20 protein-coding genes are annotated in these 24,778 nt (G+C 68.6%); 6 read left to right on the top strand and 14 right to left on the bottom strand.

Going from position 1 to position 24,778, the window contains the following annotated elements:
* Positions 1–233: 233 nt before the first annotated feature.
* Together DJ82_RS02680 and arcS are read right to left on the bottom strand one after the other, a co-directional pair.
* On the bottom strand, positions 234–929 hold the full coding sequence (locus DJ82_RS02680) for a bacterio-opsin activator domain-containing protein (protein WP_094581004.1): 696 nt from the start codon (positions 927–929) through the stop codon (positions 234–236).
* Positions 930–1,128: 199 nt separating this feature from the next.
* Complete coding sequence (gene arcS / locus DJ82_RS02685; RefSeq protein WP_094581005.1) at positions 1,129–2,931, bottom strand: archaeosine synthase subunit alpha; 1,803 nt, start codon at positions 2,929–2,931, stop codon at positions 1,129–1,131.
* An 80-nt stretch (positions 2,932–3,011) separates the two neighbouring features.
* Here arcS and DJ82_RS02690 point away from each other — a divergent pair, with 80 nt between their 5' ends.
* Both DJ82_RS02690 and DJ82_RS02695 read left to right on the top strand, forming a co-directional pair.
* A complete protein-coding gene (locus tag DJ82_RS02690) occupies positions 3,012–3,458 on the top strand; it encodes a pyridoxamine 5'-phosphate oxidase family protein (RefSeq protein WP_094581006.1) in 447 nt (148 codons plus the stop codon).
* A 130-nt stretch (positions 3,459–3,588) separates the two neighbouring features.
* Positions 3,589–3,933: a hypothetical protein gene (locus tag DJ82_RS02695; protein ID WP_094525317.1), complete on the top strand. Its 345-nt coding sequence runs from the start codon at positions 3,589–3,591 to the stop codon at positions 3,931–3,933.
* A gap of 245 nt (positions 3,934–4,178) precedes the next feature.
* Here the strand turns inward: DJ82_RS02695 and DJ82_RS02700 are convergent, their stop codons facing one another.
* Both DJ82_RS02700 and DJ82_RS02705 read right to left on the bottom strand, forming a co-directional pair.
* Complete coding sequence (locus DJ82_RS02700) at positions 4,179–5,162, bottom strand: metallophosphoesterase (RefSeq protein WP_094525318.1); 984 nt, start codon at positions 5,160–5,162, stop codon at positions 4,179–4,181.
* A gap of 519 nt (positions 5,163–5,681) precedes the next feature.
* Entirely contained in the window at positions 5,682–6,554 is an 873-nt protein-coding gene (locus tag DJ82_RS02705) for a hypothetical protein (protein ID WP_094581007.1), read from the bottom strand.
* 836 nt (positions 6,555–7,390) lie between these two features.
* On the opposite strand from DJ82_RS02705, the gene DJ82_RS02715 reads away from it, so the two are divergent.
* A complete protein-coding gene (locus DJ82_RS02715; protein WP_094581009.1) occupies positions 7,391–8,449 on the top strand; it encodes a PAS domain-containing sensor histidine kinase in 1,059 nt (352 codons plus the stop codon).
* A gap of 1,597 nt (positions 8,450–10,046) precedes the next feature.
* On the opposite strand, the gene tgtA is transcribed toward DJ82_RS02715, so the two are convergent.
* The 8 genes from tgtA to DJ82_RS02760 all read right to left on the bottom strand — a co-directional run bounded on the left by tgtA (position 10,047) and on the right by DJ82_RS02760 (position 17,879).
* Entirely contained in the window at positions 10,047–11,570 is a 1,524-nt protein-coding gene (tgtA, locus tag DJ82_RS02725) for a tRNA guanosine(15) transglycosylase TgtA (protein WP_094581010.1), read from the bottom strand.
* Positions 11,571–11,652: 82 nt separating this feature from the next.
* Positions 11,653–12,429: a Nif3-like dinuclear metal center hexameric protein gene (locus DJ82_RS02730; protein WP_094581011.1), complete on the bottom strand. Its 777-nt coding sequence runs from the start codon at positions 12,427–12,429 to the stop codon at positions 11,653–11,655.
* A 472-nt stretch (positions 12,430–12,901) separates the two neighbouring features.
* Positions 12,902–14,239, bottom strand: a complete 1,338-nt coding sequence (gene hemA, locus DJ82_RS02735) for a glutamyl-tRNA reductase (RefSeq protein WP_094521995.1) — start codon at positions 14,237–14,239, stop codon at positions 12,902–12,904.
* The gene (locus DJ82_RS02740) at positions 14,236–14,925 is read right to left on the bottom strand and encodes a bifunctional precorrin-2 dehydrogenase/sirohydrochlorin ferrochelatase (RefSeq protein WP_094521996.1); all 690 of its coding nucleotides are present in this window, start codon (positions 14,923–14,925) and stop codon (positions 14,236–14,238) included. Before DJ82_RS02740 ends, hemA begins: the two co-directional genes overlap by 4 nt.
* A gap of 31 nt (positions 14,926–14,956) precedes the next feature.
* Positions 14,957–16,042 (bottom strand): Lrp/AsnC family transcriptional regulator, encoded by a 1,086-nt coding sequence (locus tag DJ82_RS02745; RefSeq protein ID WP_094581012.1) that lies wholly within the window; start codon positions 16,040–16,042, stop codon positions 14,957–14,959.
* 97 nt (positions 16,043–16,139) lie between these two features.
* Entirely contained in the window at positions 16,140–16,607 is a 468-nt protein-coding gene (locus tag DJ82_RS02750) for a hypothetical protein (protein WP_094527913.1), read from the bottom strand.
* Positions 16,608–16,620: 13 nt separating this feature from the next.
* Entirely contained in the window at positions 16,621–17,022 is a 402-nt protein-coding gene (locus DJ82_RS02755; protein WP_094581013.1) for a 30S ribosomal protein S6e, read from the bottom strand.
* A 128-nt stretch (positions 17,023–17,150) separates the two neighbouring features.
* Positions 17,151–17,879 carry a lipoate--protein ligase family protein gene (locus tag DJ82_RS02760; protein WP_094557218.1) on the bottom strand — a complete coding sequence of 243 codons (729 nt, stop codon included), beginning with the start codon at positions 17,877–17,879 and terminating at the stop codon, positions 17,151–17,153.
* Between the two features lie 137 nt (positions 17,880–18,016).
* Here DJ82_RS02760 and DJ82_RS02765 point away from each other — a divergent pair, with 137 nt between their 5' ends.
* From DJ82_RS02765 to DJ82_RS02775, 3 genes are all read left to right on the top strand, one after another.
* Positions 18,017–19,696 (top strand): histidine kinase N-terminal 7TM domain-containing protein, encoded by a 1,680-nt coding sequence (locus DJ82_RS02765; protein ID WP_094522001.1) that lies wholly within the window; start codon positions 18,017–18,019, stop codon positions 19,694–19,696.
* A 104-nt stretch (positions 19,697–19,800) separates the two neighbouring features.
* On the top strand, positions 19,801–20,781 hold the full coding sequence (locus DJ82_RS02770) for a hypothetical protein (protein WP_094522002.1): 981 nt from the start codon (positions 19,801–19,803) through the stop codon (positions 20,779–20,781).
* Between the two features lie 289 nt (positions 20,782–21,070).
* Positions 21,071–21,532: a PaaI family thioesterase gene (locus DJ82_RS02775; RefSeq protein ID WP_094522003.1), complete on the top strand. Its 462-nt coding sequence runs from the start codon at positions 21,071–21,073 to the stop codon at positions 21,530–21,532.
* Here the strand turns inward: DJ82_RS02775 and DJ82_RS02780 are convergent.
* Both DJ82_RS02780 and glp read right to left on the bottom strand, forming a co-directional pair.
* Positions 21,502–23,469, bottom strand: coding sequence for a molybdopterin biosynthesis protein (locus DJ82_RS02780; protein WP_094581014.1), 1,968 nt, complete (start codon positions 23,467–23,469; stop codon positions 21,502–21,504). The genes DJ82_RS02775 and DJ82_RS02780 overlap by 31 nt on opposite strands.
* Positions 23,466–24,755: a gephyrin-like molybdotransferase Glp gene (gene glp / locus DJ82_RS02785; RefSeq protein WP_094581015.1), complete on the bottom strand. Its 1,290-nt coding sequence runs from the start codon at positions 24,753–24,755 to the stop codon at positions 23,466–23,468. Before glp ends, DJ82_RS02780 begins: the two co-directional genes overlap by 4 nt.
* Between the last annotated feature and the right edge of the window lie 23 nt (positions 24,756–24,778).

Raw genomic sequence — 24,778 nt, forward strand, 5'->3', positions numbered from 1 at the left:
CGGAAGCGTGTCGATGCCGTTGATCTCGACGTAGCCGTAGCCGCACTCGGGGCACCGCCACTTCGTCTTCTCGCCGAGGTGGAGGGTCATCGCCGCGGTCCGGTAGAACGACTGGGCCTCTCCGCACGAGGGACAGTCCACGTCCTTTTCGAGCGCCATACCCGCGGATCGCACCGGCGCGGTTTTGAAGCTACTGATCCGGCGGCCGCCGCCCGCACGCGCGACTCCGTCCCTCAGGCCCGTCTGAGGGACAGGGCGACGAGCTTCTGTTCGGCGGCCCGGAGGTGCTGATGGAACGTCGCCGGACAGATTCCGAACCGCTCGGCGAGCTCCTCGGCGGTGACCTCCCGCGGCCAGTCGTAGTACCCGGCGTCGTGGGCCGCTCCGAGGACCTCCCGCTGACGGTCGGTCATATCCGTCTCGAGAGCCGCCCGGAGACACTCCTGCCCGAATATCGGGGTACCGTAGGACTGCTCTCGCTTGACCCTCAGCTTGGCGTCCGGATAGGCGTCGGTGAAGTCGTTTACGACCGTCGAGACGTCCTCGGACGGCGGGACCTCCGCCCCGACGGTCCCGCTCCCGCCTCCGCTCTCGACGGTGCAGGGGAGCGCGCCGGACTCACCGAGAAAGACGGCCGGACAGCCGTCGTCCACGACGAACTCGAATAACGCCTCGTCCTCGAACCGCTCGACGAGACGCGCCTCCACCGACGGGTGGGCGTGGGCGTGCGCGAGGACGTCGTCGGGCTCGACGCCGCTGACCGAGAAGAACTCGGCGTAGCTCCCCGCTCCGCGCGGGATGAACTCCTTCAGCAGCGCCGCTGCGCCGTCCGCCTCGGACACCGCGACGAACGGGTGGTCGGAGCTCGAAAGAGCGAATTCGACGTAGGTCACCCGTTCGTCCGCCCGAGGTGGATTCTGGGAGGCCATGGGTCGCCGTTGACTCTTGACCGGTTTCACTCTTCTCCCGCGGCGACCGCGGCGACGCGGCTCGCGGATTCGAGCGGAGGGGAGCGGGACGAACTACGGCGAAGGCAGACGCGTGCCTCTGACGGTAATACGGTACGGCCGCATCCGCTTAGTCGCACAGCCAAACTGCTTCGGTGTGGGTCCCGCGACCCCCGCGGAGTCACTTCTCGTCCACGTGCCGGACCTCGCTGGCGACGCCGCGCGTCGAGTCGACCATCTCCGGCCCGGACATCTCCGCGCGGCCGACCGCGAACGCCTTCGGCCCCTCGATGACGACCTCGTCGCCGACGCGGATGTCGTCGTCCGCGTCCACGACGCCGGGCGCCAAGACGGAGCCGTGCGGGACGAACGGGTCGATCTCGACGCGTTTGGTCGGGGCGGCGCTCTCGGCCCAGCGGCGCGCGCCGGCGAGGGTGAACGAGAGGGTGCCGTACTGGGGCACCATCGTCGCGAGCTGCTCGCCCGGCTCGCCCTCGCGGCCGGCGTCGGGGTCGTCGCCCCACACCTGGAGTTTGGGGTAGCGGCCGGTCGTGCGGATATCGGCCTCGCCCGGCCCGCCGAACAGGTCGTCGCCCGCGCCGTCGCCGAGCAGGTAATCGGCGAGCGCCCGGACCGTGTTGTGCTCGCGCTCGCGCTTGCTGTAGGCGGGCTCGCCCTGCAGAGTCGCGTTCAGCTCTCCGAGCGACTCGTCGCTCGTCGGGTGGCCGACGCACGTGTACTCGAACGGGACGTCGACCGCGGGGTCGCTCGCGACGCGCTCGCAGATCTCGCGGTAGCCGTCTTCGGGGACGTGCGCGATCACCCGCGAGTAGTCGTTCCGCTCCAGATAGCGCCGGAGAACCTCGGAGACGAACCCGATCTCGTCCTCGCTCCAGTCGCCGGTGACGACCGCGTCGTAGTGCTGGGCCGGGTACGTCGTCTCCAGCTCCTGAGGCACCACGCCGATCGGCGAGGTCATCGAGACGGTGTGGCCGCGCCACTGGATCGCGTCGTGGAACTGCCCGTGACTCTGCGAGTCGCTGTACGGCTTCGTCGCCGAGCAGGGCACCAACACGAGCGGCTGATCGGTGAACCGGTTCCGGTACCGGCTCGTCACGCGGTCTGCGAACCGCCGGATCTCGACGCGGTCCAGCGTCTCCGCGGTCGCCGCGGTCACCTCGGCGTCGCGCATCAGCGGCGTGCGCTCCTCGACGTACCCCCACTGGTCGTCGAACTCCCGGAACGCGGCCGTGAGCCACTGCTCGTGGCGGGCCTGCCCCTCGACGTAGTCGCGGAGGCGACCCGCGCGGATCCGCTCGCGGACGCGCCGAAGCTCCGCGCGGAGCGCGTTCACGTTGTGCACGGCGCAGTCGGCGCGGGTGAACTCGTCGCGGGGCGTCGCGCAGGCCGGACAGGCGCACGGCAGTTCGTCGAGGTCCTCCAGGAAGTGCTCGGCGTCGGCGGTGAGGTATCGCCCCTCCGTCCCCTTCGTCCGGGCGAGCGTCGCGTCCACGAGGTCGACGCCGGCGTACGCGAGGACCGCGACGTTCAGCGGCGTGGCGACGCCAGAGAGGAACAGCGCGGTGTCGGCCGGGAGCGCCTCCTTCGCCGACACGACCGCGTCGCGGAACGCCTCGCCGTGGCCGACGAACCCGGACGCGTCCGAGAGCAGATACGCGTCGGCGCCGACGTCGCGGGCGCCCGCGCTGTCGACGACGGCGGCGGAGGGGTAGTCGACATCGGGGTGATCGACCGCGAACGACTCGCGGACCTCCTCGCGGGTCCCCGCGGGGAACGAGCGGTGCGGCAGGACAGTGAGCGCGGCCTCGTCGCCGTCGGGGACCGCTCGGTCGCCGGCCCAGAGGCTGCCCGCGTCCTCGAGGAACGTGTCCGCGAGCGCCGGCGTCGTCACCGGCTCGGCGAGCCGAAGCTCCCCGAGTCCGGCGGCGCCGTCGCGCTCGTGGACCTCGAAGTAGTCGGTCATACGTCCCCTCGCGCGGGGACGGTCAATTCTCTTGTGTTCCGCGCCGCAACCGTTACGCCGGACCCGACCGAATGGATCGCATGGAGCCGACCGGCCCGTGGGACCGCGACCGCGTCGACGAGTTCCTGACCGACACGCACGTGCCTGTCCGCCTCGGCTGTCACACCCCCGCAGACGACCCGTGGATCGTCTCGCTGTGGTTTTCGTGGGACGGCGCCGTCCACTGCGCGACGAGCGCCGACGCCGACCTCGTCGCCTTCCTCGCGCACGACGACCACGTCTCCTTCGAGGTGTCGACGAACGACCCGCCGTATAAAGGTGTCAGGGGACGAGGGCGCGCGACGGTGTCGCCGGACGAGGAGAAGGAGCTCCTGCGCGCCCTGCTGGACCGGTATCTCGGCGGCGTCGACAACCCGACCGCGGAGCGGCTCCTGAGCCCGGAGCGAGAGGAAGTCCGGATCCGCATCGAGCCGGAGCGACTCCACACGTGGGACTACTCGGAGCGGATGGGGTCGGGAGAGGGATAGTATCGCCCGGCCGTTTTTCCGGTCCCCGTTGAAGCTCTCATGACGTGACGGGAAGTGGCTGCTGAATACAGAGGATGTAGTCAGCAACTAAGTTCGTGATTTTTTGACCTCCTAGATAGCACAACAGTATATGACAGAAGATATCTCACTCGATGGTCGGACGCTTGTTGGCGTTGCAAACACCGATTCGGGGGAAGTGAGTGGAGATACTCGCTTCGAGTTTGAACAGGAAGGCGAACGAATTTACGCACACTATACTGGTGGAAGTATTGTCGATGGCCATCTCGTCGGAACGTTTGACGGAAATGAATGGAATATCAGGTATTCACAGATCAACACGGAGAATGAAACCGCGAGTGGCCACTCTGTAGGCACCGTCGAACTGCTTGACGATGGTCGCGTGCGTATCGAAGACAAGTGGGAATGGGAGTCACAGGATGGTAGTGGCGAGTCAGTGCTTGAAGAGATCGTCTGAAACGAACTCTACTCTGGCCGACTCGCGCCCTACATTCAGCACCGGATCAGTAACATACCCGACAGCTTTCAGAAGCGGGCTGACTGACGCAGACGATAGAGCCAGTACGGCGTGGTCGATCGTTTCGAGGCGCTCACTTCGAATCGGCTCCCACCCTCAGGCGCGGCTCTTCTTCGACTGCTTCTAAACGTCCTCCTCGCCGGTGGACGAGAGAACGTTCACTTGACAAGAAGGCGCTTTGACGCTCATCCATCGGGAACCGAATCAGGGTCGTCGGTGGCCAGCGGGAGGTTTGACATACGTGCTGCGGCGAGCAAGGTCCGGTCGCTCCCGTGTCCTAACGCGAGCGCCTCAGCCTGACGCGCGTACGTGCAGGCCGAATGAAACGATGCGACGGTCCCTTGGCTCCCGATGTCGAGTACGGTGTAACCACACGGATACGGTCCGAGCGGTGGGAGCGTGAATTCGGTTATGTCCACGGATCGCACGATGGTGGGGACATGAAGATGACCGGTCACGACGAGCGGATCGGACTCGCCTCCGAGTACACTGATGAGTTCATCATCGTTCTCGAACGCCGGGCAGCTGCCGTCTTCGAGAGGCAGGTGTTCCTGTTCGTTTCGATACCGCTCTCGCACCGTCTCTAACGTGTGATGGACCGAAACGATCGGAGATTCGACTTCACTAATTGCTCCCTCAAGCCAGTCGAGAGTCGAAGGCGACACCCGTCCACTGTACGAATCGGTCAGCGCTGCTCGGGTCGACGCGTTGCTGTTCAACCCGATGAGGTCGACACCTCCGATCCGGACTCGGTAGGGAAACGGTGTCGGGGTATATCGACGTTCGAACTCCGGGAGAGTGAGTTGTGACGTGGATCCGTCGCCTCGATCGATCAGGTCGTGGTTTCCCGGAACGGCGAACAACGGGGGGTCGAGATCCGCCACGATCCGGTCGAACGCGTCATACTCGGCTCTAGTCCCGTTCTGTACGAGGTCACCGTTGAACACGACGGCATCGAGTTGGTCCTCGTTTAGTGACGCCACGACCTGTTTCAGTCGCTCCTCGGTTCGATGTAACGCCCGTGACGTGCCGTACCCGAGTGTGGAAAGATGGAGGTCCGAAACGAACGCCACGCGTGTATGGTCTCCGGCGGTCAGTTGCGTGAACGATCCGAGTACGTCGGTTTCGACGCCGGCCGTTCGACTCGCGGCGTTCGGTTTCATCGTCATGGTATCGAGCCAGTTGAGCCACGGGCGGTATGCGGTCGGTCTGCGGTACGGAGGTGGCCGCCGACGTCCGGACTGCCGTGTGCTTCCAGCGTGAGACGATTAATGATAGCGACAAACGCGATCGTAAACGGCCGAGTCGCACAGGCTTGGTCAGAAAGGAGCGATTTTGAGTTCGTTTCAACAGTGCCGCGTAGGTGATGAATCATGGTCTTGAGTGAATGTAAACCGTGTGTTGTGTTTCGGCCACTTGCGACTCAGATGTGTTTACTTCGGACCGCGGTTAATGAATTTCTAATATTGATACATACGAGTACGTATCCGAACGTCCGGATATAATTGACACCGTTGAAACCGTCCGTATTGAACTCGCCCTGAACCCTGGAACGGTGACGCCGAGCGGCAAATTCACCGTTACTTGGCCGGTTTCGAGGCTAAGCTCACGGATAACAACCTCCCTCACCGAGCGAAGTCGGGAGACTGAGTGAGGTAAGGGAGGGTTGTCGACCACAGTTGCTCCGGTTAGTGGGGGCGCTTCGCCGACGCGTCGGCAATCGTCTGAAACTGCGTCGGGTCTTGGAGGAACTCCTCGCCCGTGTCGGCGATCGCCGACCGGTCGATGTATTCGACGCCGTCGCCGTACACCGCTAGCACGGGCTCGCCTTTGAACTCACCAATCGGGCGAGACGTGGTGCACTCTATTGCGACGTACGTCCCTCCCGGGAGGGTAGGTGCGTCGGCGTGCGCCGCCGGGAGGTCGTCCCTGTGAACGCCCGCGAGCATGTGACCGGGAAGGATCACCATCGCGGTCCGGTAGCCGAACGCCGGGTGGGAAAGCATCCCGACCAGCAGATACGTGAGGTCCTCGCAGTCACCGCAGCCGTCGACGAGCGTCTCCTCGACGGTTCGGATGTAGTCCGGCGCTCCCATCGATTCCGCATCCGTCGCGTATTTGAGCGAGTGTACGAGTCCGGTCGCCCCGTCGAGAAGGACCGACTCAGGAAGCGACCGTCGAGCACTCTCGCCCGTCGCGCTCGCGTTGACGAGCGCCTCCGTGAGCCGCTCGGCATGAGCGCTCGCCTTCGCCGCTTCGAAGCCACTCAGATATCCGTGCGTCTCGTCGGCCGCTTCTCTGTACGCGGACCGTTCGATCGGAAACTCCAGACGCCACTCACGCCCGGACCGGTCCGTCCACTCGTACGTCATGGCGTAGCCGTCCGCGGTCCGTTCCCGAGCGACCGAATCTCTCCCGTCGATGGATGTTGGCAGCGTCGGCTCGCTCGCAGAAAGAGCCAGCGCCGCAGACCACAGGTCGGACAGTTCGACGACCGAGGAAGCGACGACCCCGAGCGCTACTCGGTCCAGCGCTTTGTTGAGGAGATCCCGTCGTTTCATACCCACCGACGGACCACCTCGAATTCGTTTGTTACTGGGAGAGGCGTCCGAATCGGCGGCGGGCGAAACATCCGAGTCCGCGTTGACCAGAGCATCGGATTCGACGGGGACCGGCAGCGTCGGGCTTCCCGACCGTCTCGCCCGCCGCGGTCGCGGTACATCCGGGGGGTTATCGGAAGCATTCGGGCTTGACGACGGAGTCGACGTCCACCGTCACCCACGCTGACAGCCGCTCGTCATCGGTCGCCTCTGCTGGGAACACCGTGACCCGATCGGGACCCGACGACCGCCTGTCGACTTGATGTACCAGACCGGTGAACGGGGGACTCACTGACTTCCGCCCGGTCGTCTCGTCGTCCCTCGACCTCCGGTTGGTATCCGTTGTCATCTGTTACTCGTTCGGGTTATTCGGCACCCTGTGCTTGAACCCTTATAATAGGCGAACGGACGCGTCAGAAGCCGACCGGTGGGATATATACTCGTCGTGACCAGTCCGTCGTGCCCCTTCTCGCTCGACGAAGACGAGTCCACTCCGACATTTAGCGTCTGCAAAGCGCGTCGTGGAAGCAGGAAACCCTACCCTCAAGGAGCGAACGGCGTCAGCCGTGAGCGAGTAGGGTAAGGTAGTTCACATCGCAGTTTTTCAGATTGAGATAATCAGACTATGGCGTGGGCCCGGACGGGACTCCGGAGATAGGCGATCATATCATAGTCAGTTTGATACAAATTCAATTCTCTCTTGATCAGAGAACGCCCGTTCGGTTGCTGATTTCGTACGGAGCGATATATATCACTCATAGCAACAAAAACCGTGCCTCGGTGAAATCCTCGGCTGTATGTCCTCGCCCGAGTGCGGGACACTGTCGCCGGTACTCGATACGCTCCACACCGGTGTGGCGATCTATGACGCCGCCTCCGGGGCCGTTATCGACGCGAACGCCCGACTGGAGGAAATCCTCGGATACAGTTCGGACCGACTGCGTGAGCTCTCCGTGGCCGAATACACGGCAAACACCTACCCGCACACCGAGTCTGAGTTCCACAATCGACTCTCCAGGGCCGCCAACGGAAGCCCGCAGCAGTTCGTGTGGCGAGCCAAACGAGCGGACGGCGAACTCATTTGGATTCAGGTGTTCACTTCGCGACAGCGCCCGACGGCGGACCGCTGTGTCCACGTTGAGGTACGAGATGTCACACGTCACTACGACACCCATCATCGGGCGGAGCTGTTCTGGCGCGTCCTTCGGCACAACCTCCGGAACGAGGCCGCGATTATCATCGGATGCGCGGAGCAGGCGATGAACGCCTCCGAGGGCGGACCGTCCGAGGAGGTCATCTCGACTATTCGATCCAGAGGCGAGAAGCTCGGTAACATCGCTACGTCAGTGAAACAGATCGAACACGCGGTGAGCGACTCACAGGCGAGCGTCGTCCGGGTTTCCGCCGCGGGCGCCGTGCAGGACATCGCGAATCGGATAGGCGCCGAATACCCCGACGCGGACATCCGGGTCAGCGAACGGAAACGGATGTGGATCGACGTCAACGACGCGTTTGAGTACGCGCTCGCACACGCCATTGAGAATGCGATCGTCCACAGCAACGACGAGGCGCCGACAGTCGAAATAACGGTCGGCCCATCGCCCAACACCGGTCGCGCGGAGATCCGCATCGAAGACACGAATCCGCCGATCCCGCCCGGGGAGATCGCCGCGTTGTTTTCGCCGACCGTCACCACGAGCACGTCCCACGGCTCCGGGATCGGCCCGTTCGTGATGAAGTGGTGCGTCGAATCGCTCGGCGGAGAGGTGTTGTTCGAATCGCGGAATTCCGGGGGAAACGCCGTCTCCTTATTCTTGCCGCCCAAGCAGCTCCCGGATTCGATGATGACCGATTGAGTTCGTTGTTCGCGACGGCGCGTACGTCTCGATGGGAGTTACCCTTCCTCAGTCAGCACGAATAGATCTCCAATTCGCTCCATTCGATATCGATCCGAGCGCTGTCGGCGGCGACATGTCCGGAGGCGAAACGAGGGGGTTCACGAAAACAGTCGCGGCGACCGCACCTGTGAATCACCTTGATAATCGCAAGCCCACACCCGGACATACCGAGCGGAACGGATGTCTATTGAGCAGAAAGTGATGTGTTTCTCTTGGAGATCTCATCCATCGGTAATTCCGCCTTCGAATCCGTCTCTGAGGTGCGATTCGAGTTCGGATCGAGGAGCCAAGCGGGCAGCCGTCACGAGCCGATAGCCGTCTGATCGACTCGCGCCCTCTATCGGCACGAGCGGTATCAACTCCCCAGTCGCTGTCAGTAGCTACATGACCGATAGGGAGAATACATTCAGCACTGAGACTGCGTTACTTTCTTCGTTTGATTCCCGGACCAACCGTTAGTAGGTGCCTGCGGACGCATCTGTATGACTGGCTAAAGCATCTGTTTGTTTCTGGATATTCTATTTATACTCTACCGTCAAAACCACATGCGTGAACAGGAGAACGTATCTGTCTGTAACGAGTGTGACCGTGGCGTCTGTCCTCGGAGGTTGTTCGGCAGTGACGGGAGGTTCTGGTGATGTCCGCGTCGATGACACGACACAGCGAGAACAGACGTACGAATTAGACCTACAGAAGGGTGATACAGTGAAAATCATCGTTGGAACACAGAAAGGGTCTGGTGGAGAAGTTACTCTCTCTCATGACTCGCAAGACGTTCTCTCAGAGGCGTTCGAAACGGAGCAGACGTTTGAGCGTACAATCACGGTTACCGGTGTTCACGAACTCTCAGTGAAACCGTCCGAGTCTACTGTGATAAGTATCAAAGCTATCGTTAATCCGTAGCGGTGGATGACAGTCGATCCCCTGTACTGACCCATTCGGGCTACCGTTCTCTGGAGGGGGTTCCGTGTAAAATACGCGCGTTGTATGTAGCAGTGACGTTTCGAACTACTCGGCGCTTGTCAGTGCTAGCGTGACCGATACAGAGGATCTAATCAGCACGGGGACTGCGTTATTTTCCCCATTTGAATTCTAAATTAGGCATAGATTGCGCTTGCGAACTGGTCAGTCGTTTACCAGTTCAGAAAAGTTATCACAAACACCACTCGAACTAGTTTTGATGCCCTCCAGAACAGATGAACTACTTACATCGATTCGGTATCTGCTCTTCATAATTGTATTTTTGCTCGGGCTTGGAGTCGCGGCACTTGGTGATCTCGCTGTTGCGGTACGTGGTTACACGACAGGGATATCGACTGCTGCTCGCTCGATCGGGGGCGTAGTCGTACTTACAGAACTTGGGCTTCTCTTTTATACAGTGCTTCGACCGAACGGGAGTCAAGACTCAGCGAACTAAGTTTATCGAGTGATTCGTGATTTCCCTGTACTGACCGATCCGGCCTGATCATACTGAGGGGGACTAGTACAAGACTCCCGCCCTGTATTCAGCACAACCACAGAAATCAGTCACTGATCGGGGGTTCAACAAGCCCCGTTACCCGGACCGCCCGAGCGTCCGCAGGTCCTCCGTCTCGACGCAGTCGGGGACGGCGTCGAGCGCCGTCTCTGGCCAGCCGTCGTGACCGAGCGTGATCGCGGTCTCCGGGTTCGCCGACGCCAGGGCGGCGACGCCCTCGGCCGCGGCGACTCGGGCCGCCTCGTCGAGCCGCTCCGGGACCTCGGCAGTGAGCGGGTACGTCTCCGAGAGCGCCCGCGGGAAGGGACCGAACGGGGGTTTCACGCGCCACACGGCGTCGTAGTCGTGCGTGGAGGGCGCGTTCGACTCCGTGAGCAGCAGGCGGTCGGGGACCTCCAGCCGGGCGAGCCGGTCGCGGTGCCGGCGGATCTCGGGGCGCCGGGCCGATTCGTGGGAGGTGTAGAAGAACGCGTCCTTCGAGACCGGATCGGCGCGCTCCAGCCCGTCGGCGTGGTCCAGCAGCGTCCGGTAGCCGTCGAGCATCGCGGGGTGGCCGCGGGCCCGGCGGTCGACCAGTTCGAGGAGGTTCCCCGACCGGATCGCCGCCTTCACGCGGCGGAGCTCCTCGAAGGTGACGTGGAGGTTGTGCTCGGCCAGCAGCTGCTCGGCGGACGCGTCGGCGTCGGTGTCGCCGTTTCCGCCCCCGGCGCTCCCGTCCATCTCCCGGAGCTCCGCGGGCGTGTGCTCGGCGCAGACCGGACACGAGCAGGGGAAGTACTCCATCTCCTCCAGGTGCTCGGTCCCGGAGACCGTCAGGTAGCGCCCGTCGCGCGCCATCAGCGCGTAGGCGGCCGAGTCGAACAGGTCGCAGCCGGCGGCGACCGCCAGCGCGAGCATCATCGGGTGGCCCGCGCCGAACAGGTGGACGGGCGCGTCCGGGTCGAGCCCGCGCTTCGCGGCGCGGACCGCCTCGACGTCGTCGGCGTAGCGGTAGGCGTTGAGGAGCGGCACCATCGCGCCGACCGGGAACACGTCGAGGTCGGTCTCGGTCGCGCGTCGGCCCGCCGCCTCTCGGAGGTCCGGGAACGTCGACCCCTGTACGGGCGCGTTGACGAGCATCTCGCCCGTCTCCGCCGCCTCGGCGTCGGCGAGCGCCTCCTCGGTGGTCGCCAGCTCGCGCTCGGCGCGCTCGCGGTCGACGTCCGGCGGCGTCGGCACGTCGACGGGGGTCGCCACGTCGCTCCCGATCCGCCGCTGGAACTCGATTATCTCCTCGGTGGTCACGTCGATGTCGCCGTACTCGGCGAGCTGGAAGGAGCCGGAGTCGGTCATGATCGCGCCGTCGAACCCGAGGAAGTCGTGGAGCCCCTCGTCCAGCACGCGGTCGCGAATCCGGTCCGTGCTCCGGATGATGTAGGAGTTGGTGATCAGCATCTCCGCGCCGAACTCCTCGCGGAGTCGGGACGGCTCGACAGTGAGCACGTTGGGGTTGACGACCGGCAGCAGCGCCGGCGTCTCGACCGTGACCCCGGCGCGGGGGACCTCCAGCCGGCCGATCCGCCCGGCGCCGTCGTGGTCCCGGATCTCGAAGTGATCGCGCATACCCGGAGTGCGCGGACGCGGGCGGTAAGGGTTGCGTTCGGGAGGCGACGGGCCGGAGCCCTCGCCCCTCCGGTCGGACTCCTCAGAGTCCCGTCGGGTGACTCACGTACTCGGTCTCCAGCCCCCACTCCGCCGACAGCGACCGGAGGGAGCGCACCCCGAACGTCTCCGTCGCGTAGTGGCCGGCGAGGAACACCGTGATCCCGGCCTCCCGCGCCTCGTGGTACGCCTTCCCCTTCCCCTCGCCCGTGATCAGTGCGTCGGCGCCCGCCTCGACGGCCTCGTTGAGCCAGTCGACGCCGGACCCGGTGACGACGGCGACCCGGTCGATCTCGTCCGGGCCGAAATCGAGCACGCGCGTCGGCGACGCCTCGCCGTCGGGCTGGCCCTCGAAGTCGTCAAGCGCCTCCCGGATCGACGCCGCGGACCGCGGCGCGTCGAGCTCGCCGACCGTCCCGATCGTGACCGGTCCGATCTCGCCGAACGGCTCCCGGTCCCCGACCCCGATCGCGCCCGCGACGCCGGCCGCGTTACCGAGGTCCTGATGGCCGTCCAGTGGGAGATGTGAGACGTACAGCGCGAGGTCGTTCTCGACCAGCGCCGCGATCCGGTCGTACGCGGTCCCCGTGACGCGGTCGATGCCCCCCCACGCGATCCCGTGGTGGACGACGAGGACGTCGGCGCCCGCGTCGGCCGCGGCCTCGATCGTCGCCTCGGCGGCGTCGACCGCGAACGCGACGCGCTCCACCTCGGCGTCGTCCGGACCGACCTGTACCCCGTTCGCGCTGGCGTCGACGTCGGCGTACGCCGCCGTGTCGAGTTCGTCGTCGAGCCGTCGCGCGTACTCGGAGAGTTTCATGACGATCCGTGGATCGGCCGGGGAATAAAGAGCGACGGTCCGTCCGGGTCGGCTCCGATCGCAGCCGGACCGAGAACGTCTCTCAGGCATATAAACGTCTCATGCGGTGGCGCGCGCCTCCGAGCGCCCGGAGGGCGCGACGGAGCGCGCGCGAGGGAGTCGGACGTCCGGAGCGAAGCGGAGGGCGTCCGACGAGGCTGGGGAGGCGTGAGGCTGCGGTGCTGTGCGGGGCGGGATTCAAATGGGCAGCCGCGAGGACGAAGCACGACGACGCAAGCACTGCAGGGAGCGAACGAAGTGAACGACCGAAGCGCGTGGTTCGAGACGCCGGAGGCGTCTCGTCATCGCCGGAAATCAGAGATTTCCGGCTAGCAGTCAGAACGCAGAGCGTTCTGACGACATCACGAAAGGCGCTCCGCGCCTTTCGAACGACAGCGAGTCGCGCGAGTAGCGAGGGCGACCGAAGGGAGCGCTAATCGTCCAGTTCCTCGGCGATCGACTCCGGCGGGCCGTCGATCTCCGGACCGCTCTCCTCCGCCGACGTCCCGCCCGGGACCTCGGGCGGGGCGTCGAACTCGGGATCGAACAGCCGGAGGGCGGTCCGGATCGTCTCCCAGTCGTCCTCGCCCGCGGCGTCGCGCAGCGAGCTGGTCGGGGCCGCGAGCAGCTGGCCGACCAGCGCGTCCGCCATGTCCGAGACGGTCTCGCGCTGCTCGTCGGTCAGATCGCCCTGCGCCTCCAGCTTCGAGAGCGCGCGGTCGACCTCGCGGGCCTTGACGCGGTCGGCGCCCGCGTACATCGCGGAGATGGCGTCGTCCGCGCGCTTGCGCTTGTACGCCCGCAGGATGCGGTCGAGCTCCTCGTCGATGATCGCCTCGACCTCGCGCGCCTCCGCCTCGCGGCTCTCGCGAGTCCGGCGCGTCACGTCCTCTAACGCGTCGATGTCGTACAGCGTGAGCTCGTCGCGGTCGGCGACCGCCGGGTCGACGTCGCGGGGCTGCGCGATGTCGATGCAGACGAGCCGCCCCGCGTCCGCGACGTGTTCCGGCTCGATCACCGGTTCCGGGCTCCCGGTCGCCGAGATCACGAGGTCGGCCCCGTGCACGACCGCCGGGAGGTCGGCGAGCGAGACGGCCTCCGAGGGCGTGTCGACCTCGCCGGCGACGAACTCCGCGTTCGGCACCGTCCGGTTCGCGACGACGATCTCCGAGACGGCCGTGTCGTCGAGCGTCCGGGCCGCGAGCGTCCCCATCTCGCCGGCGCCGACGATGACGGCCGAACCGTCGGTGAGGTCGATCTCGGTCGCGGCCAGCCGGACCGCGGCCGACCCGAGCGAGACGACCCCCTCGTTGATCGACGTCTCGTTCCGCGCGCGCTCCCCGACGTGGAGCGCCTTCGTCACCGCGTCCTTCAGGACGGGGCCGATGCCGCCCGCGGACTTCGACTCCTCGTACGCCTCCCGGAGCTGGCCGATGATCTGGTCCTCGCCGAGTACGAGCGACTCCAGCCCGGAGGCGACGCGCATCAGGTGTTCCAAGCTCTCCTCGTGGTCGAGTCGGCGGACCGCGCCGCCGCGGACCTCGGGGGCGAACGACGCCAGCGCGTCGGTCCCGTCGACGGTCCGGTCGGTGACGACGAACGCCTCCGAGCGGTTGCACGTCTGGAGGGCGAACGCCTCCTCGACGCCGTCGCGCGCGAGCAGGTCCGAGACGGTCGCACGGACGCCGTCGCCGCCGGCCGACTCGATCTCGTCGACCGTCGCGCGGGAGTGAGCGACGCTCACGCCGGCGATTGCTCCCGTCTCTTTCATTCCTTGAGTACCTCCTCGATCACGGAATACGCCTCTTGACGACCGTTGGATCTCCCCTTTTGTAAACCCTTCCAAACCCCCTCGGATCGCACGACGCGACGGATCGCCTCCCGGCGCGCCTCGGGCGCTATCTCCCGCTCTCTGAGCTCCGCGCGGAGCTCGCCGGAGAGCTCCGCCATCGCGCCGGCGCCGTCGATCTCGGCCTCGACGCGCTCGCGGAGCGCCTTCGCGAGCGCCGGGCTCGCGCCCCCGGTCGAGAGTGCGACCCGGACCGGCTCGTCCTCGACGGTCGCCGGGACGACCACGCTCCGGGCGTCACGCGTGCCCGATCGGTCCGCGGCCGACACGTCCGTTCGGTTGACGAGCAGGCCGGCGTCGAGCGCGGCGGCCTCCGCCGCGGCGTTGACGGCGGCGACGTCCGTGGCGGCGACCACGAGCGCGGGGTCGACGCGCGCGACCCAACCGCGGACCGCGTCGGCGTCCGGGGCGGCGCGGACCAGCTCCACTCCCGCTCCGCTCGCTCCGCCTCCGTCCCGCGCCCGCTCGACGAGCCGCTCGTCGAACCCGGGGCTCACGACGACAACGCGGGCCTCGTCGGCGAACCGCGACGCCTTTCGCGCGCCGACGCTCCCCCCGCCGAACACGAGCACCGACTCCCCGGCGAAGTCGTGGTACAGCGGGATCACGTCGGACGCCCCCGAACCGCGGTGCGACGGATCACGTCGTGTTGCTGTCGGCGCGGTCGGCGATGCGGATCCCCGTCTTCTTCAGAATTCGCGTCGAGAACAGCGTGTCCCAGTCGTCGGCGCCGACGTCCCAGTGCTCGTCCATCAGCTCTTTCACCTCCGCGATGCGGCGCTCGCTCTCCGCCTCCGTCCGCCCGTGCGTCATCGCGAAGAAATTGTACTCCCAGACGCCGGCGTGCCGAGGGCGCTCGTAGCAGTGCGTGACGAAGTCGAGCGAGGCGACCGCGGGGCCGACCTCGTCGAGGACATCCTCGGGCACGTCCCAGACCGTCATTCCGTTCTCCGTGTACCCGAGCGCGTAGTGGTTCGGGATGACGCCGACGCGGCGCACCTTCCCCTCCGCCTCGAACCGTTTGATCGTCTCGATCACCCAGTCGACGTCGGCGTCGAGCGCGGCCGCCACGTCGGCGTACGGCGTCTCCGTGATCGGGAGCCCGCCCTGGATCTCGACGACGAGGTCGCGCTCGTCGGGCGTGAGCGCCCCCCGGTCGCTCGGCGCGACCGCAGGGCCGAGATCGGACAGGTCGAGGTCGCCGTCGGGGACCGGACCGTCGACGAGGAACTTCGCGCCGACGTGGAACTCCCGGAGCTTCGGCAGGTTGTACGTCTCTTGGCCCGTCGCCGCCTCGATCTCGGCGAGCACCTCCTCGACCCGGTCGTTCCCGTCCTTGTCGGGGTCCGGGTGGTCGGCGACGCTCACCACGAACCACATGTTGAGGTGCGGGTGCTCGCGCTCGTAGTTGTGCGCCACTGCGGTGAACTCGTTGACCGTCTCCGCGATCTCCTCGTAGCGGTCCTCGGGCGCGTGCATCGCGACGAGCGACGCCGCCCCGCCGATCTCCTCGGCGTTGACGAGCGCGCCGAACCGCGAGAGGATGCCCTCCGCGTCGAGTTCGCGAACGCGCTCGCACAGTTCGGCCCCGGTCACGTCGACGCCGTGTTCGCGAAGCGCCGCCGCGGCCGGCTCGAAGGGCCGTTCGGTCGCCGGGAATCCGCCCTGAAAGGCGTTGATGATCCCGCGGTCGAGCGCCGTCAGATCCGCGTCGACCTCTCTCATGCCACCAGATCGGGTCCGAGCGAGAATAAGCGATCCGACCCGCGGGCGAGGTCTGCGATCAGGGTCACCGTCCCGGTCCGCGCCACCGACGCCGCATTCAGCCGTCGAGGTCGCGCGCGATGTCCGCGAGCGACGACGGCGGCCCGCGGGTCGCCTCGTACACGGTCCGCTCGCCGGGGACTCGGAGCCCGTACAGCTCCCCCGGCACGACGACGTCGAGGACGACGCTGTCTCCCGGCTCTCGGCCGTTCGCGGCGAGCCACGCGACCAGGCGGTTCTCCCCCTCCCCCGCCTCCCGCGCGAGCCGTCTGTTGTCGAACGCGCCGCGGATCAGCCGCCCGGCGCTGTCGGCGGTCACCGGGGCGTGGTACTCCTCGCGGTCGATCGCGATCCGGATCACGTCGCCGGCGGCCATCGACAGCGACTCGCAGGTCCCCGACTCGACGCGGCCGGAGAGCTCGTCGTCTTCGGGGATCCGAACGCAGGGGCGGCGAGTGCCGCCGCTCCGGGCGAGCGAGACGCGAATCGAGGCGACGCCCTCGTCGTCGGAGGGAACGCGGGGCATCGGAAACGGGCCCTTACTCCTCGTCGGCGTCGTCGGCGTCGCCCTCGCCGAGCGCTGCGGCGACGTCGTCGCCCTCGACGACCGAGACGTTGACCTGCGCGACGTCGTCGTCGACCTCGCGGCCACGGACGGTGATGCGCTTGCGCTCGCCTTCGCGGGACGGCTTGAAGCCCACGCCGCCCTCTAAGAGGAGCTCCTTCAGGCGAGTGCCCGAGACGTCCTCGCGCATCGGTCGACCGGTCTCGTCGGAGCCGCCGGTGATCTCGATCGTGTGCTCGGAGAGTCCGACGGCGTCGCCGCCGATCTCGTCGCCGATCTCGCGACCGAGGAACCGGTTGGCGTCCTGTCCGTCGACCTCTCGCTGGAACGTCTCGCCGCTCTCGGGGTCGGCGATGACGACTTTGAATTCGGCCATGGGCGAACGGAGACCCCCGCGAATAAAAAGCACGTCGAAACCGGGATCCGGCCCCGATCGGTCCGCGGATCCGGTTCGGCGGCGGGATTTCCCCGTCGGTCCCGGCCCGCCGCCCGGGATCCCTCCGCTCACCGCCCGGCGCCGATCCGCTCGACCCGCCGCGACCCGTCGCCCCACGGACCCTCGACGAACGCGTCCTCCAGCGCCCGAGCGACGCGCGCCGGTTCGCTCGGGCCGCCGGCCGCCGCGACGCTACCGACCGTCTCGGGATCGAACGGCACGCCGATGGCGTCGTAGACGGCGTCGCTGACGCCGGCGATCGCCCGGGCGTCGGCCGGCGTGACGACGACGCACCCGGCGACCAGCGCCGCGTCGGCGCGGACGCGCTGGGCGATTCCCGACACCTTCCCGCCGCCGGCCACGCGAACCGAGTGGTCGCCCGGGCAGAACGACGCCGGCGGCTCGCCGGCGACGACGTCGGCGCCCAGCTCTCGGAGCGCCCCGACCACCACCTCGACCGTGCGGTCGTACCGCTCCGTGATCGAGCCGCGTGCCCCGCTTCCCGTCGAGTCGCCCTCGCCCAACGGGATCGCGTGGGCGAACGCCAGCGTGTCTCCGGCGTACGCAACGGCCCGACCGCCGACGTCGCGCTCCACCGGGCGGAATCCCCGTTCCGCGGCGATCCGTTCGGCCCTATCGAACGCCTCCGCGCGGGCGTCGCGGCGACCGAAGGCGATCTGTCGGGCCGGGGCCCACACGCGGAGCCCGGGCGTCCCGTCGCCCGCGTCGGTGAGCAACGCCGCGGTCCGCTCACGGTCCGCGTCGGGGTCGTCGACAGCTCCCCTGAGCACGCGCATACCGGTCTGCAGGGCGGCGGCGGACAAGCCGGTTTCGGCCGGTCGCGGCCGCCGTCCGCGAACGGCGGCTCGCCGAGGGCGGGGGTCCGGCGTATGACACAAACGTTTTGCCGGCCCTCTTATTGGGTCACGTATCGATGAGCGACCTCGGCGCGCTGCCGGTACGAGCCTATCTCGCGGCCTGCCTGCTCGCCGCGATCATCGGGCTCTGGCTCGGCGGAGTCGCGTGGCGAGAGCGCGACCAACCGGGCGGGACCGAGGTCGCCCTCTACCTGCTGTGTGGCGGCGGGATATCGCTTCTGTACGCGGTCAGGGTCGCGAGCGCGAGCGAGCTGGTAATGGTCGTGACGCTCAACCTCGCGACGCCGCTCGTCGCCGCGATCCCCGGGATCTGGACGGCGTTCACGCTCGCGTTCGCCGGCCACGACCAGTGGCGGACGGAACACCGCATCGTCGCGCTGGCGACGCCCCCCTTCGTCTGGGTGCTGCTCGCGTGGTCGAGCGCCACGCACGGGCTCTCCCGTCGCTCGCTCGCCGCGGTCGCGGAGGGGCCGTTCACGCTGCTCTCGTTCGAGCTCGGCCTCGCCGACGTCGGCTTCGTTCTGTACGCGTACGCGCTCTGCGTCATCGGCGTCCTCGTCGTCACGGACCTCTACCAGCGGACCGGGAACCGGTACCGGCTCCAGACGTTCGTGATCCTGCTCGGGACGCTGTTCCCGTTCCTCGCCGGGATCGCCACCGTCGTCGACTTAGGTAGCTACGCGAACCTCGCGTGGTTCCCGTCGTCGCTCGTCGTCCACGGCGTCTTCCTGTACGGAACGGTGTTCTGGCTCGGGACGCTCGACGCCGCGGTCGTCGCCCGCGACACCGCCGTCGAGGTGATGCAGGACCCGGTGATCGTGGCCGGGTCCGACGGTCGGATCCGCGACCTCAACCCGGCCGCCGAGGAGCTGCTCCCGCCGGACGCGGTCGGGTCGTCGCTCTCGGCGGTGTTCCCGCGGCTGGAGATCGGCGTCGAACACCCGATCGCCATCGACGGGCGGCAGTTCGACATCCAGGAGGACCCGATAACGGACCCCCGCGGGACGGACCGCGGTCACGTGTTCCTGCTCCGTGACGTGACGGAGCGGGAGCGTCGCCAGACCGAACTGGAGCACCGCGAGGCGGAGCTGGAACGGCAGAACGAGCGCCTGGAGGACTTCGCCGGCGTCGTCTCCCACGACCTCCGGAACCCGCTCGCCGCGGCGACCGCGGCGGTCGAGCTCGCGCGCCACGACGGCGGAGAGAACGACGACGCGCTCGACCGGGCGGCGAACGCCCACGAGCGCATGGACGACCTGATCGAGGGGCTCCTCTCGCTGGCGACCGCGGGGCGCTCCGTCGACTCCGCCGATCGGGTGTCCCTCGACGCGACCGTCCGGCGGGTCTGGTCGCGGCTCGAGACCGCGGACGCGACGCTCTCCGTCGAGGGGCCGGACCCGACCGTCCTCGCCGACGGCGATCGGCTCGAGCAGCTGCTCTCGAACCTGTTCCGCAACGCGATAGAACACGCCGGAGCGAACGTCTCGGTGCGGGTCGAGATCGAGCGGCGACCGGGCGGCGTCGCGCTCGCCGTCGCCGACGACGGCCCGGGAGTCCCCCCGGAACAGCGCTCCCAAGTGACCGAACGGGGCGTCTCGCTGGACGGCGGAACCGGGCTCGGACTCGCGATCGTCGTCGACATCGCGGAGGCGCACGGCTGGGAGCTCTCCGTCGAGGAGTCTGAATCCGGCGGCGCCCGCTTCGTGATCGCCAGGATCGAACCCGCTGACGGGTGAGACGACGGCGCGGACGGGCGGGTCGACTCCGCGGTGTCGACCTCCGGACCGGGCTACCGGCGTCGACGGCCACTTGTCGGTCGAGCCCCGCCCTCCGAACGACGATGTCCGTCACGCTGCCGCCAGACTCGCTCGACGGCTACCGTCGGTTCTCGCGGTTCAACTCGCCGTACCCGGCACACGACGACGGGAGCGCAGTCGATCTGTACCCCGAGGACGGTCGGGGAGCATCGCCCGTCTCGGGCGTCGTTCGCGAGACGCGTACCGTCGGCTGTCCGGACCGATCCTACGCCGCGAGCGAGGACCATCTGATCGTCGTCGACCTCGACGACGAGTGGTGTCGGCGGGCCGGCGCCGCGCCCGGGACCGCCGCTCGGATCCTCCACGTTGTCCCCGAAGTGTCCCCCAGCAACCACGTCGATGTCGGCGACGACCTCGGGCCGACGACGCGCTCCGGGTTCTTCGGGCAGTGGGTCGACGACCACGTCCACCTCGGGTTCCGAGCCCCCGGCGCGAGCGCGCTCAGGGCGAGCGGGTCGCTCCCGGTTGACGTCGACGTCGCGGTCGCCCCCATCCCGTGGGACGGGGAGGGCGTCGTGGTCGAACGCGGGCCGACGCACGTCATCCTCGACGCGCCGGTCCACCCCGATCCGGGCGAGTCGTTCGCGGCGCTTGCGAGCGACGAGCGGATCCCGCTGGACGGCGGACTGGCCCACTACGCCGGCGGCGGCGCGTTCGGCGCGGGCACGCCCGGCGGCGCGCTCGACGGTGGCACGCCCGGCGGCGACGCGGTCGAACACGGCGACCCGGCCGGACGCGGCGACGGGTTCGGCCGGTTCGAGGAGGGGGCGGCGGCGACGCTGTGGGGGACACGCGTCGGCGTCGCGGCGGGTCGCGGACTCGCGTGGGACCCCGTCGACGTGCTCGCGAACGGCGAGCGGGTCGTGGGGCTGTCGCTGTTCGCGGCGCGGGACGCGGGGTACGGCGCGAAGGTCGTCTGCCCGGACCGCGAGTTCGCGATCGGCGAGGCGGTGTCGCTCGACGTGGTCCCGAGCGACGACCCGATCCGGCTCGGAGTGGGGTGAGGTTCCGTCAGCGCGAGGGGAACGACGGCTGGCGAACGGCCGGCGCGTTCGGCGGTTCCCGCGGCGGTGCGCCGGACTCCCGTCTCGGCCGCCGCGGGCGAAGCGTCAGGTCACGGGGCGGGTGGCTCGGCATCGGACAAGAGCGGTCGGGCGGGCTCGGAGCGATCGGTCAGACCGCTGACCGGGCGGACCTCGAAACACCGGTCCCCGACCGCCGCCGGCGCGCCAACCCCGGACCAGTTGTTTCCCGTTTCGGGGGCTACAAGCGGGACCCTCGTGAGTTGGAGGTATGAACCGGACAGATGTCGCGGACTTTGACCCCTTGCCGGCCGAAGCCGTCGCGCTCGTTGAACGGCGAATCGAGGAGGAGCACGGCTACCTCTCGTGGCTGAACACGTCGGTGGACGTCGTCGAGCGGGGGCGGGTCGTCCTCTCGATACCGTACGACGACAAGCTGACGAACAGCGACGGCGGCACCATCCACGGCGGCGTGGCGGCGACGCTCGTCGACACCGCCGGGGGAATCGTCCAGCGCACCGCCTTCGAGGACCCGCTCTCGGGCGGCGTCGCGACGGTGAACCTCAACGCGAACTACCTCCGCCCGGCGACCGGAGACCTCCGCGCCGAGGCGACAATCGTCAGGTCCGGCGGGTCGATCGGGGTCAGCGACATGACCGTCACCAGCGCGACCAACGGCGAGACCGACGAGGTCGTCGTCGGTCAGGGGTCGTTCCGACTGTTCCGCGAGTAGCCGGCGAGACCGTCGATGAGGTCCGCCGGGTCGTCGAGCGCGCCCGCGAGTTCGGTTACCGCGTCGCGCTCGGCCCGGTCGGGCGCCGCGCGGACGACGACCGACTGCTCGCCGAGCGACACGAACTCGCAGTCGAGCCGCTTCGCCGTCTCGCGCAGTCCGACCCCGACGTCGGCGTCGCCGGCGATCACCTTCCGAACCGGGCTCTCGAACGCCCGCACGGTGAGCTCGTAGCCCGCGACGGCCTCGATCAGCTCGCTCCGCGAGGTCGACCGCTCGTCGGCGACCGGGTCCAGCGCGTCGTCGAAGCTCCGCCGGAGCCCGGAGTCGGTCGGGCGGTTGACGAACCGCAGGTCGCGGTCGACGACCGATTCGAGGCCAGTCACGTCGGCCGGGTTGCCCGCGGGGACGACGAGCCCCCACTCGCGGGTCCAGCCGCCGAGCTCGACCGACTCGACCTCGCGGTCGGTCGGTCCCGCGACGACCGCGACGTCCGGGACGCCGTCGCGAAGCCGCCGGAGTCCCTCGCGGGAGCCGACCGGGAGGTACCGCGGGTTCTCCAAGCGGTCCAGCAGGCGGTTGAGCGCCGGGTCGTCCTCGCCGACGCCGAGCAGGCTCGGTGGGCGCACGTCGGGCGAGAACAGCCGCACCGTGACGCGCTCGCCCCGGTCGAGGTACTCCGTGTCCGGGTCGACGGCGACGACGCCGTCCGCTTCGACGAGGCTCGTCGTCGCCCCGGAGCCCTTGTCGACCGGGTAGACGAGCGGGAGGTCGCCGTCGGCCAGGTCGAGGAGTCCGACGGGCATCAGCCGCATGCGTCCCTCCCCGTATCGCTCGCCGAGCCCCATCCGTCCCTCGACGGTCGCCGTCGCGGGCTCGGGCCGGCCGGCCGCCTCGCGGATCGCGGGCGCGACGAACGTCCGGAATATCGTGAGCGCGGAGACCGGGTACCCGGGGAGACCGATGTACGCCGAGGTCGCGGCCGACCCGCTCTCGTCGCCGCGGCGGTCGAGGCGGCCGACGAGCATCGGCTTGCCGGGCTTGACCGCGACGCCGTGGAGCAGCAGCTCGCCCCGCTCCTCGATCACCCGGTAGATGACGTCGACGGCGCTCGCCGAGGTCGACCCCGAGGAGAGCACGAGGTCGCACTCGTCGGCCGCGCGCCGGAGCAGCCGCTCCATCTCGTCGTAGTCGTCGCCCGCGTGCGGGTAGAGGACCGACTCGCCGCCCGCCTCCTCGACGCCCGCGGCGATCGTCGTCGAGTTCACGTCGTATATCTCGCCGCGCGAGGGGTCGAGCGACTCGCCCGGTCGGACCAGCTCGTCGCCGGTCGAGACGATCCCGACCCGCGGTTTCCCCTCGACGGGGACCTCGTCGACGCCGAGCGCGGAGAGGAGCCCGATCTCCCGGGGCGTGAGCCGCGTTCCCGGACCGAGCGCCCGGGCACCCGCGGCGATGTCCGCGCCGGCGCTCATCACGTGATCGCCGGGCGCGACCGCGGTCCGGAACGCGATGCGGTCGGGCCGGTCTCCGTCCCCCGCTTCCCCCTCGCCGTCCAGTTCGTCGGTCCGCTCGACCATCACCACGGCGTCTGCGCCCTCGGGCATCACGGCGCCCGTCGAGACCTCGGCGCAGGTGCCCGGCGCCACCGTCACCTCTGGCGCGGCGCCGGCGTGGACCGCCCCGACGAGGTCGAGCTCCGCGGGGTCGGCCTCGTCCGCGCCGAACGTGTCGCGGGCGCGGACCGCGTACCCGTCCATCGACGCCCGGTCGAAGCCGGGGACGTCGATCGCGGCGTCGACGCGCTCCGCGAGGACGCGCCCGCGGGCCTCCTCCAGCGGGACCGTCTCCGACTCCGGCGCGAGGTCGAGCGAACCGATCGCCTCGCGGGCCGCCTCGGGCGTCGCGAGGTCCCGGAACTCCTTGCGGTCGCTCACGGCGTCACCTCCCAGAGCTCGACGTCGACGACCTCGCCGGCGTCGAGGCCCTCCCGCGGCTCGGGGACCACGACCCAGCCGTCGGCGAGCGCGACGCTCGACAGGATGCCGGAACCGCTCGCGCGCGTCGGGGTCGCGGCGGGGAGGTTCGCCGCTCCCCCGTCGCCGTCGTTCGCCCCGTCTCCCCCCTCGTCGCCGTCCTGTTCGTCGCCCTCGCGCTCGGAGAGCGCCACCCGCGCGAACGTCCGCGTCCCGGGCTCGCTCGGCACCTTCCGGTCGAGGACCGCGCGCCGCGTCGGGAAGGGGTCGGCGGTCGTCCCGCCGACGCGCTTCTGGAGCGGCCGGAGGAACTGCGCGGCGTTGACGATGCAGGCGACCGGGTAGCCGGGCAGGGAGACGACCGGCGTGCCGTCGGCGACGCCGAGGCAGACCGGGTGGCCCGGCTTCAGGGCGACGCCGTGGACGAGCACCTCGCCGAGCCCGTCGACGACCTCGGGGATCAGGTCGCGCTCGCCGACCGACGACCCGCCGGTGGTGACGACCACGTCGGCGTCGAGGTCGGCCTCCACCGCGGCCGCGAGGGCCTCCTCGTCGTCGGTGACGACGTCGCGGTAGCGCGCCTCGCCGCCCCACCGCTCGACTAACCGCGAGACGGTCAGCCCGTTCGTCTCGATCACCTCGCCCGGGTCGGGGTCGGACTGGACCAGCTCCTCGCCGGTCGGGATCACGGCGACAGTCGGGGGGTCGTACACCGGGACCGCGTCGAGCCCCACCGACTTCAGGAGCCCGAGGTCGGAGGGGCGAAGGACGTGGCCCGCGTCGAAGAGGCGCTGGCCGTCGGCGACGTCCTCGCCGGCCTCGCCGACGTTCTCGCCGGTCGCGACGGCGTCGAACGCCTCGACCTCCTCGCCGACTTCCTCCACCTGTTCGATCATCACGACGGCGTCGGCGCCCTCGGGCACCGCGCTTCCGGTGTGGACCCGCGCGGCCTCGCCGGGCGCGACCGACTCGGCCTCCGTGCCCGCGGCGCGGAGCACCGCCGGCGAGCGGTCGGAGGCGCCGAACGTGTCCTCGGCGCGGACCGCGTACCCGTCCATCGCCGCCCGGTCGTAGCTCGGGACCGGCGCCGGCGCGTCGATCGGCTCGGCGACGACCCGCCCGTCGGCGTCGGCCGTCGGCAGCGACTCGGTCCGGCCGTGCGGCTCGGCGGCGTCCAGCAGCGTCGCCAGCGCGTCCGCGACGCGGGTCCGCCGCTTGAAGCCGGCCTCGCGTCTGTCGTGGCTCATGGGCGTTCGTTTCGGGCCCGCGT

It is taken from the genome of Halorubrum sp. Ib24 (assembly GCF_002252745.1).
Lineage (GTDB): Archaea > Halobacteriota > Halobacteria > Halobacteriales > Haloferacaceae > Halorubrum.